The sequence below is a fragment of the Paenibacillus oryzae genome (assembly GCF_001675045.1).
Classification (GTDB): Bacteria; Bacillota; Bacilli; order Paenibacillales; family Paenibacillaceae; genus Pristimantibacillus; species Pristimantibacillus oryzae.
In genome coordinates this window covers 25,430-46,139 of record NZ_LYPA01000060.1, presented here as the reverse complement: position 1 = coordinate 46,139, position 20,710 = coordinate 25,430, and the positions used below count along the sequence as shown (strand labels likewise).

Below are 20,710 nucleotides of genomic sequence, written 5' to 3'. Positions count from 1 at the left end.
TAGCTGCGTGGTTTATTTCTTCATTTCAATCAAGTCCGAATATTGAAGCAGCCTTTCAACAATCGTCGCTACCTCGGCTCTTGTAATGAAGGCCTTCGGCTTTAATAGGTCGGCTGTGCGCCCTTGCATGATTTTCGCCGCTACAGCAAGCGAAGCTCCTTCCCTTGCCCAGGAGGCTACAGCATTGGCATCACGGAAAGCATCAAGCTTTCCGGACTGTTGCGCTGAATCCGCCACCTGCTCCTTCAAGCCCGTAATACTCATCGCTCTGGCCACAATCGTCATGGCTTCCTGGCGGGTGATCTTGGTTTTGGGACGGAAGCTGCCATCTTCATATCCCTTGATCAGACCGAATTGTACCGCCGTATTAACTACGCTTGCATACCATTCAGAGCCGTTGACGTCGGTGAACGCCACATCTCCCTGATCCAGACGCAAACCAAGTCCACGAACGACGATTGCCGCAAATTCAGCCCGGGTGATGTCTGCATCGGGATTAAACTTGCCACCACCAACGCCATTGACGACCAGGCGGGAGCCCATGTTATTGACGGATGCCTCTGACCAATGTCCGCTCAGATCGGTAAACGTCATCGGATTCCAGATGATGCCGTAATCGCTGTTGGTCAAGCTATTGATTTTTGCATAGTAGGTTTCATTGGACTTGGTCACTTTGGTTGGCACATGACGCAAAGTGCCGTCCGGCTCAAGCACAACGCCAGTTGTTATCTTGTTGGGATCAATGCCCTCTGGCAATGCCACGGTCCGCTCTACATATACACTATAATCCGTAACTTCAATGCTCTGTCCCTTGTATTGCGCATTAACCTTGAAGGTAACCGGAGGAGCCATTAAAGAAACGCCATATTTTTCGCTTACGTTCTGTGCAGCCTGTACGGTTTCCGGGCCGGTCACTGCAATATGAATCTGAAGCTGCACATCCTCCAGCTTGACGCTGCCGCCAAATTGCTTGGCAAGCGTTGCGATATGAAGTTGTCCGGTTGGAATCCGGTACGAGCCTGCCGGAATATCCAGGACAAGCGTTGCTTCCCGGTCCTCCATCTCCTGAATCATGCGGCCGGTCAACTGGCCAACTACCACGTCGGATGACTTCGCCCACGGTACGGTAATGACAGCCCCGTGTCCTTCGGCCTCCAGCTTCGCCTGAAGCTTGGCCTGATCGACATCAATGGTTGTCACCGAACGGCCATTATCCGTTGTCACTTTGGCCGTACCTGCATATTCGACCTTGCCATTAACCAGAACCTCGACGCCCTGGCTCGACGAAGCAGGCATACCAACAAAACCTCCGCCAGAATATTCCTGTGCAGAATCTACAACAACCGCATTTACGGTGCCGAAGCGGATAACCCGTCCTGCCTCATCCAGTTCAGCGACTGCAATGCAATCGCCGTGAACAGCCGCAATAATGCCGTCTGCGGGCAAATCGGCATAGCCGGTCAACAGCTCTCCCGTATTTGGCGTCAGCGCCATTTGTTTACCGAAATTGACGTACACCAGCTTGTTGCCTGCTGCCGCTGCCGCCATAATAGTTGTTTTGCCATCATTACTGCTTCCCGCCGGATCAACAGAAGTTGCCTTCAGCCCGCTTGCTGCCGCGTCCGCATATACAATCGCTTCAGTCCAGCCGAATTTAACCACCTTGCCGAATTCATCAATCTCCGCTACCCCAATGACATCGCCATTGCCCGCGTCAATTAATCCATCGGACGGCATATCCTTATACCCCTTTAACGTATCGCCCACTTCCGGCTTAACCATAACGCCTGTTCCAACATTCAGGTATACCAGCTTGTTGCCTTGGCCTGTCTGCGTAGAAATGGCAAGCTTTGTTTTGCCCTCTGTTCCCTCGCCAACAGGATCCGTTGCCGTGGGGTTTAGTCCCTTCGCTGCATTGGCATTAGCCACAACAGCCTTGGTTGTGCCAAACCGCACCACCTTGCCGCTGGCGTCTACTTCTGCCAGGCCGATGTTGTCGCCTTCCGAGGCATCAATTATCCCGTTAACCGGCAGCTCCGAATAGCCGGCCAGCAAAGCGCCAGTCTCCGGTACAGCAATCGCCTTTTGTCCTGCGTTATAATAAACCAGCTTATTCCCGCTGCCAATCGTAGTGCCCGTCGCGGCTTGTACCACCGTCTTGCCGTCGCTGCCCGCCCCGCTTGGCTCAACGCTTATTGCCGGCAACGGCTTCGCCGCCGCTTCCGGCACAACAACCGCTGCGGTCACTCCGTATTTTAAAACCTTGCCGTCCGGGCCAATTTCCGCTATACCGATTTTGTCGCCCGGTTTTGCTTCAATCACACCGTTCTCCGGCAGCTCTGCATACCCGGCCAATGTCTCGCCGATTCCCGGCACTTGCACCGAGCCATCGCCAAAATTCACATAAACCAGCTTGTTGCCTTCAGAAGCCTTGCTTACCATTCTTGTTTTTCCATCCGTTCCGGCTCCGCTTGCATCCGTAGCCGATACTGGCAATCCCTTGGCAGCCGACTCCGGCGACATAACCGCAGTAGTCGTGCCAAACCGCACGACATTTCCGTTTTCATCCACCTCGGCTACACCCAGGATGTCTCCATTTCTGGCTTCGACTCCTCCGTCCGCCGGCACATCCACATATCCGCTGCCTGCCGGCTGACCTGTTGTCGGCGCCGTTACCGGTCCTTCGCCAAAGTTCAGGTACACCAGCTTATGTCCTTCTCCCACGCTTCCTGTCAGCTGCGTCTTTCCTTCGCTTTCGGCTCCTGTAGCATCCTTCGCTCCTACAGGCAACCCTTTTGCCGCTGAATCAGGCACTACGATTGCTGGAATGGCTGCATACCGGACAACCTTGCCTGACGGGTCAATCTCGGCAATGCCAAGCAGATCGCCGTTATCAGCTTCCACAAGACCATGATCAGGCAATTCTGCATACCCCGCTCCTGTCAGGCTGCTTCCTGCAGCGGGGATAGTTACAGGCCCTTGCTTAAAATTCACGTAAAGAAGCTTGTTGCCTTGGCTTGCATGAACCGACACCTTCGTTTTGCCATCCGTTCCAGCCCCCGTCGGGTCGGTCACGGCTACGGTCAGTCCCGTCGCCTCCCACTCATCCTGAACAACCGCCTTTGCCGAGCCGAAGCGCAGCACTTTGCCATCGGGACTCAGCTCTGCAATTCCAATTCGGTCTCCTTTTGCCGCCTGGATGATTCCGCTTGCCGGCAAAGCCTTATAATCGCTCAACGTCTGGCCTTGGGCCGGTTCTGCAACCTCGCCTTGTCCAAAGTTGAAATAGACCAGATTATTACCTGTGCCTGCACCGGCTACCATCCGGGTTTTTCCGTTGTTTTCCGATCCGGAAGGATCTACGGAAAATACGGAAAGCTCATTTGCAGAAGGGGCGACAACCGCTACGGTCTGGCCAAACCGGACCACCTTGCCATCAGCATCCACTTCCGCAACAGCAATCTTATCCCCATCGGCTGCGGCAATCAGACCGTTTGCAGGTAAATCCGTATACCCTTCAAGCTCTCCGCCAATGGCAGGAACCGCTACAGTGCCGCTGTTTACATTCAAATACACCCACTTGTTTCCTTGTCCTAGCTCTTCTAGAACGGATACCTTCGTTTTTCCATCATTCGCCTTGCCGCTAGGATCAAGCGATGTAACCGTCAGCCCGCCTGCTTCAATTGTGAATGCAATAGTAACAATCTCCGATGCATTATCCGCATTGTCAATTGCCCTGATATGCGCGTAATAAGTGATGCCCGCCTGCAAATGATTTGTTTCGACGGCCGCTGTTGTTGTAGTTACCGTTTTGCCCGGGTCGGAACCGGCGGCATTGGTATCCACGGTTACAGCGTATCCCTTGATTCCGGTCGTGACTGTAGCAGTCGCTTCCGCCGATTGGCGGCTGCTGCCATCGGTAAAGGATATTGCTTTCAAATAATATGCATAAGAGCTTCCATTGTCTGTAGCGGCATTCCAGCCAAGCTGTTGCTTGCCAACGGCACTTCCAGGAGCCACCGTAATTGTGCCGCTCACTGCATTTGGCGCTGCAACATCCTGCGACATGCGATCATTAAAGCTGTTTGCAGTTGACGTCTGGGCCAGATAAAAAAACGTATTGGCCAATATTTTTTGCTCGTCTACAGTCGCCATCCCGTTACTGTGGCCGGTCTGAATCATAGCCGTATTGTTCCATGTCGTCAGGTAGAAGTTAGTGGTTCCTTTTTCCCCCATGTAACTGTTGATTTCCGGGCCTGGACCCCATTCCAGATTGTTGTATTTGAACCAAACATCGCCTTTGGCAAATTGGTAATAGCTATGGGATACCGGCGTGTATAGCACATCACCAACATTGCCAAGCGCAAACGGGTAGTTCATCGGGAAACCCCGTCTTTGGATCTCTACCCGGCTGCTTCCAAACGGAGGAAAGCTGGGATTACCTTGATGCTCCTGAAACTTCACATCCATATTCAAATAGGTTTTTGCCAAATCAATAAAGTTGACATGATTAAAGCTTGCCGTATCATGCCCGACCAGTACGCCTCCGCCATATTGAATAAAGCTTTCTACAGCAGCGTAAGCATCCGCTGACATATCGCGGCCGTAGTTCACATCCCACGCGCCAAAATACAGCACATCATAGGCGTAAGCGCCATTGCTGTCCTTCGTCAAATAATGAGCATAATTTGTGGATGAATCGCTGCCGTTGAAATCGCTGATCGCAACCTTGTCCACAGCCATGGCATAGCCATCCGGAGCGCTGGCCATGATGGCCTGCATCCAATCCTTTGCTCCGTCGGAGCCTGAAATATCGGGATAGATATTCAACACCTTGATATCCGTCTTCAGCGGAATCGACTGATATTCATCCAATCCATCCCCTCCGCTGTCCTTTTGGTACACCATGTAGTATTCCTGACCGGCCAGCGAGGAGGTCCAGTTCAGCCTCACCATATTATTGGCATCGTCGCCAACAGCCGTCAGTGCTGGAGGGTCGGGAATAACAGCCGGTCCAGTGTATTGCGCGTAAACCGTCGTATCCCGGTCAAAAATATAATTCGCCGTAATTTGCGTGCCCCCTGTTGCCGCCGTAAACCAGCCTGCAAAGTCCAAGCCGCTTTTGGTTGCATTAGCGGGCAGCGATGCCAGCTTGCCAAAAGCATCCGTTGTAAGCATGGCAACCGGACTGACGCCGCCGTTTCCGTCAAACGTAATGCTGCGCGGAATCGTCAAATGGTATCTGTATTCGGTCTCTCCCGATATAGCATGGGTCCGTGTCGTATCCAGCTCGGTTACTTGTCCCTGCGTTACAAAACCTGCAATTTCCCTCTGCGGGCCATCATTATAGTAGCTGGAAGTAAAGTATCCTCCCGTTATGCTCCAGAAGGAGGGATCAAGCGTAGCGCCGCTCCAGATCATGGCAGCGCCTGCATGCTTGGTTCCGACAAAACCGCCGGCAATCGTGACGTATGCGCCAGAGACGGCTGCTATCGCTTCAGAGCCAGGATGATCTCCGCTGCCGTACACCACGCCGCCGCTCATCTCGAAACGGCCGCCCGCGTCATGTGCAAATACACTTTGCCCCGTACCCAGGATGCCGCCGGACAGCAGCTTTACCGAGCCGCTCGCTCCGATGTTAAGCCCGCTCCCTCCAAGGCCTCCTGAATTTATATATTCGATATAGCCACTTTCGGAGGCCGAGGTGTCGCAGATTGTTAATAGACCGTCAGAGACATAAACGGCTCCGTCTGCACCTGTTTCACCGCCGCCGGAGACAGTTCGGATAATGCTGTATCCATTTAAATCAAGCGTAACGCCCACATTGTTGCGATTGTAGACAATTGCGTTTGCTAACGTTGCGTTCGAGATCAACCTTATCGTCTCGCCATTCGCTGCAGCATCCAATGCCGATGCAACATCACTATAGACCGCCCCGGTGGAGGTGTTCTCCGCAACATCGCTGCCAGGCTGCGCAGCCGCTGTGCCAATCGCTCCGCTCAGAGGACCGTAGATCATCATAATAGACAGCATCAGCGCCAGAACACGGTTAAAACGCCTTTTTTTCATCTAGCTTCATCCTTCCATCCTTATGTAGTTCGAGATACGGCATACATGGCTGCAACTGCTTGCGCAGTCGCCTCCCCGCTGAAGCCGCTTTCCTCCAACGCGGGCAGTCGCCTTGTCCAGATCCCCTTCTCTACTCTCCATCATACGAAACGCCTCTAGCAAAACACTCTCAAAAATCGACATAAAAAAAGGAAATCTCGCATAGTTCGCAAGACTTCCTTATCGTTCCCGATTCTAGAACGTTCCCCTCGGAGTATTCAGACACGCCCTTGTTAAACAACCTGCTTGATCCGTTCATATTTGCATATGTATGACTCCCGGACGTTATCCGACCAAGGCCAGTCCTCTCCCTCCAAATATTCACCGCGGTACAAGGCCAGCGCCTCTCGTGCTGCTACCGGGGAGCCAGTCTGTATAAACCTCGAATACGCTGCTTCAAAATTGCGGGTATCCCATTCTACCTCCCCCGCCTGTAACCGGTATTTGTCCTCCGAATATTCAATGAGCAGCCCGTTACAGCCAGCCTCCCGCAAATTTTTTCGAAGAGAATAAATGGAGGTTTGCAAATAAGCCAAAGCCCGCTCCGGCTCATAATCTCTCCATTGCTCATCGCAGAGCTTATACTTGGACAGCCACTTCCCTTCGTGCTGAAGCATATAGGCCATCAGCTCCCTGGATTTGGAACGCGTCCATTTGACCCGGCTTGCCCCGACCTTGATTTCAAAGGTACCCAAGCTGTGAATCACGCAGCTCTTCTCCTCCCTGCCGGGGGGCTGCTTGGACTCCCTCTGCCGGATTACCCGATCAATCGCCTTGGCCAATCGCTCCGGGCGTATCGGCTTGAGCAAATAATCCATGGCATGAACCTCGAAGGCTTGTGTCGCGTAATGGTTGTATGCCGTCACAAATATAATTTCCATGTCCGTTCCGGCAGCCTGAATTTGTGCCGCCAATTCAATGCCATTGATACCCGGCATTTCAATGTCCATAAACAGACAATCCGCTTTTAAAGCAGGCAAATTTTTTAACAGCTCCAGGGGATCATGAAAAGCGCCGACAATCTGGATTCTATCATCGCTGCCCAGCATTAATTCCAGATCCTCCAATATCGTTAGCTCGTCATCCATTAACAGCACTCGCAGCATGAGCTAGTCCCCCTCGTATGGAATTTCCAGCGTGACCGTTGTTCCTTCGCCCGGCGCGCTTTGAATATGCAGGCCCTTCCCGTATTGCAGCAGCAGCCTTCGCTGAATATTCCGCAGCCCAATTCCCGAACGCCCGGACTGCCACGTTTGATCTGTTAGCCCGGTTTGCCCTGTCAGCTTTGTTTGCTCCTCAAGCAGGCGCGCAAGCTTCTCCCCGGGTATCCCTGCCCCGTCATCCCGCACGATAACCTCGACGCAGCCCGCAGCTTTGCGCACGATCAGAGAAACGGTCCCCGGCTTCGTCTTGCTCATAATGCCGTGGCGAATCGCATTTTCAACCAATGGCTGAATAACCAGCATCGGAATTTCAATATTACCCCGAATTTCGCTATCGATGTCCATCTCAACATGCAGCTTCTCCCGAAAACGCTCCATCTCGATAGCCACATAGGCTTGCACCGTCAATAATTCGTTTTCCAGCGAAATCATGCCTTGATAATCCTCCACTTGAAAGCTTCCGCGCAAATAATCGGACAAATCGCATAATAACTGTCGCGCGCGAGGCGGGTCCTTTGTAATAAGCGCCGCTATGACGTTTAAGGCATTAAAGAGAAAATGGGGCTTGATTTGCGCTTGTAAAAAAGAAAGCTCCGCCGATATCCGTTCATTGATCGCCTTCTTCATCTCTACCAGTGTTTTGACACGCGACTTCAGCTCAACAGCTTCAAACGGCTTGGTCAAATAGTCATTTGCCCCGGCTTCAAACCCAACCTGCAAATCCTCAGGTCTGGACCGGGCAGTCAGCAGCAGAACGGGCATATCCAGCATCGTAAAATAGGTGCGAATGCTTTTCAACACCTCGTAGCCCGACAGCTTAGGCATCATAACATCGAGAATAACAAGATCGTAGCCCCGATTCCGTTCCAGCTCCGCAAGCGCCGCTTCTCCGTCGGAAACAACGGTCACATCATAACCCTCGTAATCCAGCGTGCGGAGCAACACATTCAAATTAGCGGGATCATCATCAGCGGCCAAAATGGAGTAGCCTCTCCTCCGTCTCCCCTTGCCGCCTGAGCCTGCAGGGTTTGGCCGGCTTGGCGAATTTGTAGGTTTTGCAGGATGTGCAGGATGTGCAGGGTTTACCGTGTTTGCCAGCCTTGGCAGCCCAGCAAGCAAAGGCGCTTCAAGCTGAAGCTCTCCATAGGACGCTTCAAACGGCTGCACCTTGCTCTTCACGACATCCTCCGAACCTGCGGGCAAGGTAAAGATAAACCGGCTTCCCTGTCCCTCAGCAGATGTAACGCGAATCGCGCCCCCGTGGAGCTCAATGAGCATTTTTGTAATCGGCAGACCAAGGCCAACTCCTCCAACCTCCCGCGTCTCCGAGGAATCACTCTGATAAAATGGCTTAAACACTTCCTCCAGCTGATCCCTGGGAATACCTTTCCCCGTATCCTCTACCCAAATTTCAACCTGCTCCTGCATGGCCTCTGCGCCTATCGCAATGGAGCCGCTGGCCGTAAACTTCAACGCATTTCCGATCAGATTATAAAAAATTTGATAAACCCGCTCCTCATCGGCCCATACTGGCGGCAAAGAATCCGGGACCTGATTAACAAACTCAATTTGCTTACCGTTATTCAGTTGACTGACAATCCGTATCGAAGCTTCAACAATCGGCTTGATCTCAATAACGCCGCGATGAAGCTTCAAACCGCCGCTTTGAATCCCGGATATGTCCAAAATGTCGTTAACCAGCCTGTCCAGCCGCCTTGCAGCGTCAACCACCATCTGCAAATCCTCTCGATGAGTTTCCTGAACGCCGTCCCTGCTTTGCTCCAGCACCGTATTGGTCAAATTGATAATGCCGTTTAACGGCGTCCGAAGCTCATGAGAGGTATTAGCCAAAAACTGGTTTTTCAAATAATCCAGTCTGACCAGCTCCCGAAAAACCTGCTCGCTCTGCAAGTTCATATAGACAATAAGAAGAGAAAAGGCCAGCGCAATCCAAAGCAGGCTTACGCCAAAAAAAAGACTTTGCAGCAGCCCCGCCAAGAGCGGCGGAAATGCCGAAAACAGCAGCGCCAGAAATTCCTTGCGGGAAATAAATTTTCGCTTCACTACAATCATGACGATATAATACAGCAAATAAATGTAGCACAGCAGCGGCATCAAAATGAATAACTCCCCGCGATGGTACACATTGCCCTCATCCACAAAAAATAAATAGCCCTTGAATAAGCTTCCCAGCGACAATGCCGCGTTGGCAAGAACGGGCACACATATAACAATCGCGGTTGTCCGGCTCATTCCTTTTTGCTCATTCCGGCGAATAATGGCATTCAGATAAAAAATCCACAATGCCTCGGGAACCGGATTCAGAATATAAAAAATACAGACAATAGCAGGCAGCAAACCACCTGCAACATTCCCGTCCGCACCATTGAGCAGGTTCAATAGCATCTCCAGAAGCAGCAGCAGCATATTTGAAACCAGCAAGCTGTTGAAAATAAATTTGAGCCCGGAATTGTCCACATTTCTCAGGAGCATATGAAAACCGATAATGACGAGAATACCAAGTCCGATTGCAGACGTTTGAACATAATACAAGATTGGCATATTACTGCACCTCATTCTGGGGAAGCTCACCTTGACAGTATAAGAGCCACTGTGCAATCTTGTCTAGAAAAACGGCCCGTAAGAAGCACACCGTGAAAGGAGATGCGTTCTTATGGGCCGTGCGATCCGCGTTTATTCGGTTACAGGTCTTCCTCAGCTTACAATTGTATACAGGTTTACAATATTTCCATCAGGATCTTGAATCCATAATGACCGTCTTCCCCAAGGGTAGGTTTCGGGCATTTTAATGAGGGTTACATCAAGCTCCTTTAAACGGCTGTACTCCTCATCCACGTTTTCAACTTCAATTTCAATCGTACAACCGCCATGCCCAATTCCATCCGTACTTCCGGGAGCTAAATTCTCCATTCCTTGCTTGGAGCAAATGTCCAAATGGAAGTCGCCCTCAACGCGCAGACGCGCAGCAACCTCATCGCCAATGGCCTCCACCTGTAAAATGCTTTTGTAAAAGGTCATCAGACTTGGCACATCATCCGTGATTAGACAGATTCCGGTAAGCTTCATCCTTGTCAGCCTCTCTTTTCACTTATTAGCCATGTTTTGGCATCTTCCGGGTCAGCATAAAAGGAAATGTTTTGTATAATTCCAGCTTGTTTAATTCTTCTTTTGAGTCTCCATTGATTCATTCCAGATAGGCAATGGATTTCCCCGCCTTTATAATAATAAGGAAATATTGAGCCTCCTGGCGATTTCATTACAACTCACTTCCTTCACTTTCAATGTGCGATGTATGCTCCCCTTAACTGACTACGGATTTGTCTTAAAATAATTGTCCACTAGCTCTTTATATTTTTCATAGGCAGCTTTAGCTTGATCATTTAACTTCCTGAATTCTGATGATTTCGGGTTCAGCAATTTTTCTTTTTCCTTATCCTGCATCTCTACAATGCTTTGACTGATTAGCATAATATCATCATTCATAGCTGTAAGCAGCTTTGTGGCCTCTTCTTTGTTTTTGGGTCCATCCTCAAGAGATAATTCCTGGAACAAGGGGTCGTAGGTAAGTGTCAGCAGGTTTCTCATATTTACCGTTAACTCGTTTGCCTTTGCTGCTTGCGCGAAATGATGCGCGGTTTGATTAACAAACAGCTGGTATCTTACCGGATCTTGAAAGTCGTCTTTTATATAGTTTTTATCCACGATTTCGGATAAGCGATAAACCTGATACCATTCGGCATTCAATTGCATAGCGGATTCCTTTTTCAGCTCATTGACCTGATTATTTAAAGCAACACTAGTGATGGCCAGACCAGCCGCCACAATCGTTGCGGCAATACAGCCAATCATCCACTTTCTGTTTTTCAATCCACTCATCATTCATTCTCCATTCCTCGCATAATTCTTAAACTCTCTAGTTATTACCCCGATATTTAAGTTCGCAACTTCGGTTAGCGAATATTTAGTCAATAGGCTTTTAATCAATTCACAGCCCAGATAGTAGCCTACATCCGAATAACCTTGATAATGAGACCAGTCGCCAAAAAATGGTTGCGTGCTTTCCTCCTGCTCAACTCTTCTCATAAACTCATGAAGAAGGGCCTCTTTATTTTTAATACACCATTCCAGCCAACCCTCCTTATTTTGATGATAAAATGAAAAATCATTGCACATTAATTGCTCGCAATACATGGCAACCCCTTCCTGATACAGCTGCCAAATCGACTTTTCGCTTTGCTTATTCGTGGAATGCTTGAAATTCCCAACCTGCTCATGCCATAGATGGCCCAATTCGTGATAGATAAGGGAAGACACGCTTTGCAGATCACACCAATTCAACTCAATCATCTTTTCAATTCCGAGTAAAACGGTCTTTTTCCCGTTAACAGAAGTTGCCCAGCCTGCACCGTTGCATAATCCTAGGTACAAAATAATATCAACCTCTAAATCGCAACTGAATCTTTCTATAAATCTCTCTCTTAGCTGTTGCGTGGCCTGAATAAAGGAGGCATGGGTTTCCTCCAATTTTGAAGCGTTGCTGAGTGCAGCATTTATAACTGGAGTTACCTGGTTATCCAGGTCATAATGCTTTGCATCGTCTTCCAGTTTTTGCGACAAACCAATTGAGATCGAATTTATGTAGCTTCGCCACTGCGCCAGATTAAATTCTCTTTTTGGAAATGATTCTAATATTTTATCATAAGTATCGATAATTCTCATAAGGGTATCATCATCTCTTCCTTGGAAATTTCTCCTCTTGTATCCAATTCCATTAACGGCAAGCCGCTCCTTCAGGTAGAATACTTGCCGCCCCCGACGGCCCGCAATGGAAAAAAGCACTCCATCCCTGGAGTGCCCGCTATCCGTTATTCCACTACTGACAACAAATAGCCGTACCTTTCCTCCTCCATCTTGTCGAGCGGTACAAAGCGGATGGAGGCGCTATTGATGCAGTAGCGTTTTCCGCCGCGATCCGCAGGACCATCATCAAACACATGGCCAAGATGGATTTCGCCTGCCCGGCTTCTTACCTCCGTGCGCTCCATTCCAAAGCTTTTGTCCTCCTTATAGGTGACGACCTCAGGCACAATCGGCTTTGTAAAGCTGGGCCAGCCGCAGCCGGAGTCGTATTTGTCCCGGCTGCTGAATAGCGGCTCTCCTGTAGTAATGTCGACATATAGCCCTGGCTCGTAATTATCCCAATATTCGTTGCTGAACGCATGCTCTGTATCATTGTTAACCGTTACGGCATATTGCTCCTTCGTTAATTGAGCCTTCAATTGCTCATCTGTTGGACGGGGATAGTTGGCGGGATCAATAAAAACCTCCTGCTCATCCAAAATACTCAAGTCGATGTGGCAATAGCCGTTCGGATTTTTTTCCAGATAATCCTGATGATACTCCTCGGCAAGATAATAGTTTTGTAGCGGCAGCACCTCGGTAACAATCGGCTTGTCGTATTTCTCTTGCTCTTGCGCTACAGCCTGCTTAATAATTTCTGCATCCTCTGGCGACGTGTAATAAACGCCCGACCGGTACTGTATGCCTCGGTCATTACCCTGTTTGTTTACACTGGTCGGGTCAACCACTCTGAAAAAATGGTCAAGCAGCTTTTCCAGGGAAACCTGCTTTGGATCATATTTAACATGTACCGTCTCGGCAAACCCCCGATCCCCGCGAATAACATCCTTATAGGTGGGGTTTTCCCCTTCTCCGTTTGCATAACCTGAGGTTACATCCTGAACACCATTGATACGGGCCATATACGCCTCCACGCCCCAGAAGCAGCCGCCCGCCAGATACAGGTCGTCAAGCTCGCTTTCGGGAACGCTCATCGCTTTGACCGTTTTAGGGGGCGTGGTGGCAATAGTGCTTGCTTCCATGGCTCCGCAAGCCGATGTCACTATCGCTATAACAAAGAGACACAGACCATATGCAGCGCGCGTCATAACGCTATCCCTCCTTACAAAATGTCCTTTAAGGTCTCAATAATCTGTTCATTGGAAGCATGGCCCGGCAGCGCTTTAACCAAAATGCCGTCTGAGCCAATATAATAAGAGCTTGGATAAGCCCTTACCTGAAACTCCTTGGCCCATACTCCGTTTTCATCCAAAAGAACATGCAAATTTTCATAAGGCTGCCGGTTAAACCATTCCGTAAAATCCTTGGACGGTTTTTCACCCTTATAATTTGGCGCAACGATTGTTATAATCTCAAAATCATTGGTTTGCCCAGCCAAAGTATTCAATTCCTCCAGCCCTGCCAAACAAATGGAGCACCATGATGCCCAATATTTTACGTAGACCTTTTTCCCCTGAAAATCCGCTAGCTGGAAGGATTCGCCCTTCAAATCGCTTAATGAAAACGCAGGCGCTGCCTCTCCCTTGTTCATCCCGGCCGCTGAGTTCATACCGGAGGTTTGCGCGGGCTGCTTCGTACCGCATGCGGTTAAGGCAGCCACTATTCCGCCAATGACCAGAATCCATCCCGCCCGCTTCCATATGTTGTTCATTCCGACTCCCCCCATTGATTATTGAAACCAGCTCACAATCATGTTAAGCCGATCAGTCATTAGCAATAGCCCCATCAAAATAAGGATACAGCCTGACACCGCCTTGATTGCTCCCATATAACGGTACAGACGGCGGATATGCTTAAGAAGATACCCCGAAAATAGGGATATGATCAGAAATGGAATGGCTAACCCCAGACTATAAAGAAGCATAAGAAAGCCTCCATATGCGGGAGAGCCTTCACCTGCCGCAATACCGAGCACAGCCGCCAATACAGGACCAATGCAAGGCGTCCAGCCAAAGCTAAAGGTCAAGCCAAGCAAAAAAGCTCCGATATATCCGCCTTTTTTCATGCCATCGCCGGACAGCTTTTTTTCCTGCTCCAGCCATGACAGCTTTATCAATCCCGTTTGATAAATGCCGAACAGGACAACGATAACGCCGCAGGCAACAATAAACCATGAGCTGGAAATAATGCTGCCAAAAACCCCGGAGCCAAATCCAAGCATAATAAATACGACCGACAGCCCCAGCACAAACAGCAGCGTCCGTCCAAAAAACACAAATCGCAGCTTGACGGAGCTTGCAATCGGCTCTTCACGGCCCGCAGCATGGACCATGCTGCCCGACAAATAAGACATATAAACAGGCAGCAACGGCAAAATACATGGGGATAAAAATGATAATACTCCCGCGCCGAATACCCCAAACAGGAATAAGACATCACCAGCCATCATTTATCACCACCTGATTAAAACACGAGTTAATTGCTGTAAATGGGAAGCGTGAACCAGAAGCAGCTGCCGGCTCCCTTGGTGCTCAACACCCCAATTTCACCGCCATGATGCTCCACAATGGATTGAGCGATCGCAAGCCCTAACCCGGCGCCACCATTGTTTTTGCCGCGAGATTTATCAATCCGGTAAAATCGTTCAAAAATCCGCGTCGTTTCCGCTGCTTCGATGCCTTCGCCTTCATCCTTAACCGAAATTCGCAAGCAACGTCCCTCCTCCGCAGCAGATAACGTAATTTTCCCTTCTTCTGGAGAATATTGAATGGCATTTTGCAGCAGATTGGACAAAACTCGCTTGATTTGCGCGGGCACCATCATTGCAGCAGGCAATTTATCCGGCAGATCAATTTCGACGGCCAGTCTTTTTTCTGCGAGATGAAAGGAAAAGCTCTCCAATGTACTGATCAACAGCTCATCGGCATGACAAGGCTGCGGTTCAAACAGCTCTCCCTTCGCCTCCAGGCTCGACAGCTCAAACAAATCATGGATAAGTCCAGCCAATCGTTTCGTTTCCAGCCGAATCGTGTTCAGATAACGCTGAAAGGTTTCCTCATCCTTAATCACATCGTCCTCCAGCGCTTCCACAAACGCTTGAATGGAGGCCAAGGGCGTCCTCAAATCATGGGATACATTAGCGATCAGCTCTCGCCGGGCGGATTCGGAGTGGTGCAAATTGTCGAAGCTTTCCTTAAGCCTCAGGCTCATCCCATTAAATTGCTCTGCCAGAAGCTTAAACTCCCGGGGGCCGATGACGGGGACTTCGGTATCGAAATCCCCTTCTGCAATCGTTATGGTCTGCTCTGAAATTCGCGCAATGGATCTTTCAAGCGGCCTTGTCATTACATATTGAAGGATAAACGAAAACAAGCCTACACCAGCTGTTATGCCGGACAACCAATAAAACTGCTCAATCGAAAGCAGCATTTTGGAATAGCTGACAAACAGGCAAATCAACAATACGCCTATGCCTGTCAGGCTGGACAATAATAAGTAAGTACGCAGCTTCATGAGTTGCCATCACTCGCAAACTTATAGCCTATGCCCCAAACCGTTTTGATATATTTCGGATTAGAAGGAAGCGGCTCGATTTTTTCCCGTAATCTCCGAATATGCACGGTAACGGTAGTTGTATCTCCCTCATAGCTGAAATCCCATATTTTACTAAGGATCTGATTGCGGGAAAAGGCTTGATCAGGATGACTTGCAAGCAAATACAGCATTTCAAATTCAGTAACCGTCAGATCAATGATTTGACCGCCAGCCTCCACGATACGCTTTGCTACGTCAATTGTAAGTCCTTCGAATGTAATGGTGTGTTCAGATGCTGAAACGGGTTTTGCCTGTACACTGCGCATCCTGCGCAGGATAGCCTTCACACGCAGAACAAGCTCTCTCGGACTAAAAGGTTTTGTCAAATAATCGTCTGCCCCCATCGTCAGGCCCATCAAACGGTCCTGCTCCTCACCGCGGGCAGTCAACATGACAATCGGAATATCCTCGGATTGCCGGATCTCGTTGCACACTTCCCAGCCATTCTTATAAGGCATCATCAGATCAAGCACAATCAAGCTTGGCGTTTGACTGCGCCACAGCTCCAATGCCTCCAAGCCGTCCTTGGCGGTTATGACGAGATAACCTTCCCTTTCCAGATATCTGCGGCAAACATCCGTAATGTTTGTGTCGTCATCAGCAACCAGCACTCGTTCATGCATACTGAACCACCCCATGTCCCGAAAATACATTTGACCTCATCCTATCCTATGGCGATGGCGAGCCTTTTCACATTTATTTCATTGCCTTGGCAGGCATCATGTATCCATTAATCAACGACTCCACTACATAAGTGCTTCCTTTGGAAATCGTAGGCGCCATATCCAGCATGACCTCCATGCCATCTATATCCACTTTTTTGGAACCAACCCAGAGCTTAATCATCTTGCCCGCCGGCTTCATGGCGCTTTCCATCATCATGTCGTCTTTCATCATCTTGTCATCCTGCATCATCATATCGTCTTCCATCATCTTGTCATCCTGCATCATCTTGTCATCCTGCATCATCTTGTCGTCTTTCATCATATCGTCATCCATCATCATATCGTCCATTTTACCCATGTAAGCCAACGTAACTGATCTTTCCTTGGCGTTCCACTCTATGCTGTAGCCATACATTTCCGCTGCCTGTCTCAGATTAAAAAGCTCCATGCCGCCCTTTTTAATCGTTTTGATGCCTGCCGCATTCGCTAACCCGGAAAAAACCAGCGATAACATCAATACCGCCATTACGATTAATGTCGTGCCCTGTTTTCTTTTAACCATCTTTATCATCCTCCATTTGGTTTATCTTTCATGGATTAGGATAAATAAGATAGCTTACGATTCTCTAAGCTAAGTATTACGATTGTATTACGATATTGAATTTTTCCGCATAGCTGTACAGCTGCCCTTTAAATACGAACCATAGGGCTATTTCATAAATCTAGACTTAAACGAAGCATGTCCCGGCATTGCATTCCATTTTCATAAATCTCTTCCTCGTAGTGCCTTATAAAAAAGTCCCGGTCCACGCCTGTAATCCGGAATCCGCATTTCTGATACAGTCCCAATTGATGCAGGCTTGAGTTCCCAGTACCGATTTCTATCGTTTTGGCATGCTGTTCTTTCGCCTGATGAATGGCATGCAGGATCAGCTTTTTGCCAATTCCTTTTCCCTGGTAGTCCTCTGACACAGCAATATTCACAATTTCTATCGTTTCAGGGCGCGTTTTTATAAGCACAACTACCCCAATGACCTCATTATTGTTTAAGGCAACGAAGCATTGCCCTCTGCTCAAATATTCCTGAACGATAGCTTCCGACGGATCGGCCAAAAGCAATAACTCAAAAGGCGCAGCTTCGCCAGCCTCTAATAATCTGATATCTATATCCATGGCTTATATCCTTCCTTTCACATGGCGGCCTATAATACTTCCAGTTACTTAGTTCAACTCTCATCCAATTCTGTTTTGTAATGACCCGTATCGCCATGCCTTACTATATTGCAATCTCCGTCTATAATTTCAATTTCGCATAAACAAGTCGGGTGAATGTAGGGCGGTTCCCAAATATCCTTTAACAAACGCTTTTCAAAATACGCCATAAGCAGCTTGATAACCGCTGTATGAGTAACGATTAAAATAGACTTGCCCCTATGGTCATGGATAATTTCTTTCAGCTTCTGAACAGCTCTATCGTATACCTGCTGGAAGGTCTCGCTGTTTTCAACCTGAAATGCACCCGGATCATTCCAGAAGTGATCAAACTGCTCGGCAAAATGCTCCTTTGCTTCCTCCTGAGTAATGCCTTCCCATTCCCCTAAGCTAATTTCTCTAAATGCATCTGAAATGCCGATTGGAATATCCCGTTTTCCTCTGATGATTTCTGCTGTTTTTACAGCTCTTTGGCTTGAGCTGGAGTAAATCAGATCAATCGGTTCCTGCTCCAGCGATTCTCCCAGCCATGACGCCTGCTTCATTCCCAGCTCGGTAAGAGGAGAATCATTATGACCTTGGAAACGCTTCTGAATATTCCATTCCGTTTGTCCGTGCCGGGTAATATAGATCGTAGTTGTTTCTTTCATGCTTCTGTCTGCTCCTTTGCAAAAGCCTCGACTCTGGTCTGGCTCGGATTCATCCGTTGGGATGATGAAGATGCCTATAGTCTAAGGGTACAATAAACACAACAATACAGAAAAGCGTGGGATGAACATGAGGAAACCTAGCGCCTTATTGGCCTGGAAAATGCTTATTACGGCCCTCCCTAAAGGGATTGGCGCCTTTATCGTTATCGTTGCAGGATTGTCGGCAAGCCTGCCGCTGTCCATTGTTCTAATCGGCATACCGCTGCTAGGGGGAACATTGGCGCTTGGCCGAAAAATATTGATGAATGAAGCAGCATACGTGGAGGGTTGGCTGGCTGGAAAGGAATACCCCGCCGCTGCTGCAGAACAGCCTCTTCCCGAAGCCCAGCAAAGCTGGAAGCATTGGCTGAGGTCCGTGCTGAAGGATAGCCGATCCTATAGAGCCATTCTGTTCAGCATTCTCCAGCTGCCGATCGGCATCGCGACTTTCACCTTGGCTCTTGTGCTGCCAATTGTTGCATTTTCCGTTTTGCTTTCGCCGCTTGCCTATGAAGCAAGCATGCGATGGTTTGAATTCAATTTATTTGCAAACACCTGGGGACTTGACCGCTTGGTGGACTGGCCCTTGACCGCCGCACACCGTTCCTGGATTGCCGGAGGAGTCGGCGCGATTCTTACGTTGCTGTTGCCGCTAATGCTAAGAGGGCTTGGCACTTTGTACGCAGCGTGGATACTTACGGCTGCCGGCCCGGAGCCGGCTCAGCAAACGAGCGCAGCCGGTCCGAAATCATCATACGAGGAGCTTCTAAAATCACTGGAGCTGGACAGAACAGACGCTGCCCCGCTCACTACCTCGCAAGTGTAGCGCTATAGCAGCCTCTATCGGTTCAGAGCCTGCGCATCAACAACGACGCAAACCGCCCGCCTGTTCATTCCGTGCCGGGCGGTTTGTTTTTTTGTGCGACACTCCGATGTCAGGCTTCCTCCGCAGAAAGCTTGCTTACGACATATTTGACTCCCCGTTTTTCATCCCACAGCTTATGCAGCTCCTGCGATCTTAAAGCCAAATCGGGATATGGCATCGGGGTAACGCTTATTTTATCAAATTTATGTCTGAAATGATTGCCCTCCTTCATAATTCTCAATGCCCCTAAATAATCATCGCTTAGAGCCCATACAACCCGCGTTATATCGGCCAGAATCAATGCGCCCGAACACATCGGGCAAGGCTCTACAGTTGTATACATCGTACATTTATTTTTATACTCGGGATTCAACAGCTCTTTACCTGCGCTTCTGATTACATCAATCTCGGCATGACAGGAGGGGTCCATTGAAGTAAATACGCGATTGCGGCCACGGCTTATGATTTCCCCATCTGGACCTACAATGACCGCGCCAATAGGTATAGTCCCCTCTGCGAAGGCCTTCTCGGCCTCCTCTAAAGCTATCTCCAAATAATATCTGTCATTCAACCTATACGCCTCCATTATGGCAACTTTATTGGGTCCCCGTTGATGTAAGAGTCGATGACCCATTCATTATTCATTTTCTGAAGTTTGATCTTATCTGTAGAAGTATTGCCGCCATCATGTCGTTGTACTTCCACAAATACAAATCGTTTATTGGGCCCGGTCCAAAATATATATTTGTAACGGATACGTTTGACATCTCCATAAAAATTTCTATCATTTATTAAGCTTTGTGCAATAGTCCCCTGTATATCGACAAGCTCATAATCCGAAAACTTAAAAGCAAAATGCTTGTAGAGATCCTCATATTTCCTATCAATGAAATCCGTATAAAACCCGTCCAGAGCCGCTTCAACATCCTTTTTATCCTTTAAGGATAATAGAAAATAGGTGGATGATAAAATAACAATGATAAGTAATATTGAAATAGTCACTTTTTTCTTCATATTACATCTCCTGCCATGAGTTTCCTCGAATTCACTATTAATTAATAATCTCCTTCATTTGTTTAATATGCCGTTGTTCATGAATGTACAAGGATTTAAGCCAGTCCATCAACGACAGTTCCTTAAAAACAGGATGAATATAATGCCTTCTATTCAACAGCGTAGGGTCTTCTACTGAACTTAAAAGCTCATTCAGCTTTTGTCTTGAAGCATATAGCTTATCTATAATAGCTTGACGCTCCATTCCCTCATTAGATGGTTTTGCAATATCAGGCGCTTCTAGCCGCTTGCTTCTGTCCAGCAGGAGCTCTACCGGCTGGTTGGCTATAGAAGACTCCTCCTTGCTCTTTAGCCCCCTCTTTATCGCTACCACATATAGCTCCTCTGTTATGGAAAGATGCTGAAAAATTTGACTAATAGTCCAGCTCTCGGCGTTTTTTTGTTTGTTTAATTGTTCGTTGCCCAAGTGATTAAGGATATCTAATAGCTCAGCCCTGGTTTCCTTCAGCTTTTGATTAACCCTTTCCAGTTCCATTCAAAAACCTCCTGTCTTTAAAATGGGAGAAATATAAACCTTCC

At 48.6% G+C, this 20,710-nt stretch carries 19 protein-coding genes; 1 reads left to right on the top strand and 18 read right to left on the bottom strand.

Features of this window, described 5'->3' with window-relative positions; translation table 11 throughout:
* Positions 1 to 12: 12 nt before the first annotated feature.
* The 15 genes from A7K91_RS13670 to A7K91_RS13600 all read right to left on the bottom strand — a co-directional run bounded on the left by A7K91_RS13670 (position 13) and on the right by A7K91_RS13600 (position 18,213).
* The gene (locus A7K91_RS13670) at positions 13 to 6,069 is read right to left on the bottom strand and encodes an S-layer homology domain-containing protein (RefSeq protein ID WP_068683611.1); all 6,057 of its coding nucleotides are present in this window, start codon (positions 6,067 to 6,069) and stop codon (positions 13 to 15) included.
* A 272-nt stretch (positions 6,070 to 6,341) separates the two neighbouring features.
* Positions 6,342 to 7,214 carry a response regulator gene (locus A7K91_RS13665; protein ID WP_068683609.1) on the bottom strand — a complete coding sequence of 291 codons (873 nt, stop codon included), beginning with the start codon at positions 7,212 to 7,214 and terminating at the stop codon, positions 6,342 to 6,344.
* A gap of 3 nt (positions 7,215 to 7,217) precedes the next feature.
* Positions 7,218 to 9,833: an ATP-binding protein gene (locus tag A7K91_RS13660; RefSeq protein WP_068683607.1), complete on the bottom strand. Its 2,616-nt coding sequence runs from the start codon at positions 9,831 to 9,833 to the stop codon at positions 7,218 to 7,220.
* Between the two features lie 153 nt (positions 9,834 to 9,986).
* A complete protein-coding gene (locus tag A7K91_RS13655) occupies positions 9,987 to 10,358 on the bottom strand; it encodes a VOC family protein (protein ID WP_068683605.1) in 372 nt (123 codons plus the stop codon).
* A 5-nt stretch (positions 10,359 to 10,363) separates the two neighbouring features.
* Complete coding sequence (locus tag A7K91_RS13650) at positions 10,364 to 10,549, bottom strand: hypothetical protein (RefSeq protein ID WP_068683603.1); 186 nt, start codon at positions 10,547 to 10,549, stop codon at positions 10,364 to 10,366.
* A gap of 52 nt (positions 10,550 to 10,601) precedes the next feature.
* The gene (locus A7K91_RS13645) at positions 10,602 to 11,171 is read right to left on the bottom strand and encodes a hypothetical protein (RefSeq protein WP_156739546.1); all 570 of its coding nucleotides are present in this window, start codon (positions 11,169 to 11,171) and stop codon (positions 10,602 to 10,604) included.
* Complete coding sequence (locus tag A7K91_RS13640) at positions 11,172 to 12,011, bottom strand: hypothetical protein (protein ID WP_156739544.1); 840 nt, start codon at positions 12,009 to 12,011, stop codon at positions 11,172 to 11,174.
* A 146-nt stretch (positions 12,012 to 12,157) separates the two neighbouring features.
* A complete protein-coding gene (gene msrB / locus A7K91_RS13635; protein ID WP_082967457.1) occupies positions 12,158 to 13,240 on the bottom strand; it encodes a peptide-methionine (R)-S-oxide reductase MsrB in 1,083 nt (360 codons plus the stop codon).
* Positions 13,241 to 13,254: 14 nt separating this feature from the next.
* Positions 13,255 to 13,803, bottom strand: a complete 549-nt coding sequence (locus tag A7K91_RS13630) for a redoxin family protein (RefSeq protein ID WP_068683597.1) — start codon at positions 13,801 to 13,803, stop codon at positions 13,255 to 13,257.
* A gap of 18 nt (positions 13,804 to 13,821) precedes the next feature.
* On the bottom strand, positions 13,822 to 14,541 hold the full coding sequence (locus A7K91_RS13625; protein ID WP_245697500.1) for a cytochrome c biogenesis CcdA family protein: 720 nt from the start codon (positions 14,539 to 14,541) through the stop codon (positions 13,822 to 13,824).
* A gap of 26 nt (positions 14,542 to 14,567) precedes the next feature.
* Positions 14,568 to 15,437 (bottom strand): HAMP domain-containing sensor histidine kinase, encoded by an 870-nt coding sequence (locus A7K91_RS13620; protein ID WP_425415662.1) that lies wholly within the window; start codon positions 15,435 to 15,437, stop codon positions 14,568 to 14,570.
* 164 nt (positions 15,438 to 15,601) lie between these two features.
* Positions 15,602 to 16,309, bottom strand: coding sequence for a response regulator transcription factor (locus tag A7K91_RS13615; protein ID WP_068683640.1), 708 nt, complete (start codon positions 16,307 to 16,309; stop codon positions 15,602 to 15,604).
* Positions 16,310 to 16,382: 73 nt separating this feature from the next.
* Positions 16,383 to 16,913: a stalk domain-containing protein gene (locus A7K91_RS13610; protein ID WP_068683593.1), complete on the bottom strand. Its 531-nt coding sequence runs from the start codon at positions 16,911 to 16,913 to the stop codon at positions 16,383 to 16,385.
* Between the two features lie 152 nt (positions 16,914 to 17,065).
* Complete coding sequence (locus tag A7K91_RS13605; RefSeq protein WP_068683638.1) at positions 17,066 to 17,518, bottom strand: GNAT family N-acetyltransferase; 453 nt, start codon at positions 17,516 to 17,518, stop codon at positions 17,066 to 17,068.
* Positions 17,519 to 17,577: 59 nt separating this feature from the next.
* The gene (locus A7K91_RS13600; RefSeq protein WP_068683591.1) at positions 17,578 to 18,213 is read right to left on the bottom strand and encodes a histidine phosphatase family protein; all 636 of its coding nucleotides are present in this window, start codon (positions 18,211 to 18,213) and stop codon (positions 17,578 to 17,580) included.
* Between the two features lie 127 nt (positions 18,214 to 18,340).
* Between A7K91_RS13600 and A7K91_RS13595 the strand changes: the two genes are divergently transcribed.
* On the top strand, positions 18,341 to 19,078 hold the full coding sequence (locus A7K91_RS13595; RefSeq protein ID WP_169833411.1) for a sensor domain-containing protein: 738 nt from the start codon (positions 18,341 to 18,343) through the stop codon (positions 19,076 to 19,078).
* A gap of 109 nt (positions 19,079 to 19,187) precedes the next feature.
* Here the strand turns inward: A7K91_RS13595 and A7K91_RS13590 are convergent, their stop codons facing one another.
* The 3 genes from A7K91_RS13590 to A7K91_RS13580 are packed head-to-tail and all read right to left on the bottom strand — an operon-like array spanning position 19,188 to position 20,666.
* Positions 19,188 to 19,688: a nucleoside deaminase gene (locus A7K91_RS13590; protein ID WP_211274530.1), complete on the bottom strand. Its 501-nt coding sequence runs from the start codon at positions 19,686 to 19,688 to the stop codon at positions 19,188 to 19,190.
* A gap of 14 nt (positions 19,689 to 19,702) precedes the next feature.
* On the bottom strand, positions 19,703 to 20,131 hold the full coding sequence (locus A7K91_RS13585) for a hypothetical protein (protein ID WP_068683585.1): 429 nt from the start codon (positions 20,129 to 20,131) through the stop codon (positions 19,703 to 19,705).
* A gap of 37 nt (positions 20,132 to 20,168) precedes the next feature.
* Positions 20,169 to 20,666, bottom strand: a complete 498-nt coding sequence (locus A7K91_RS13580) for a DinB family protein (RefSeq protein ID WP_068683583.1) — start codon at positions 20,664 to 20,666, stop codon at positions 20,169 to 20,171.
* Positions 20,667 to 20,710 lie beyond the last annotated feature (44 nt).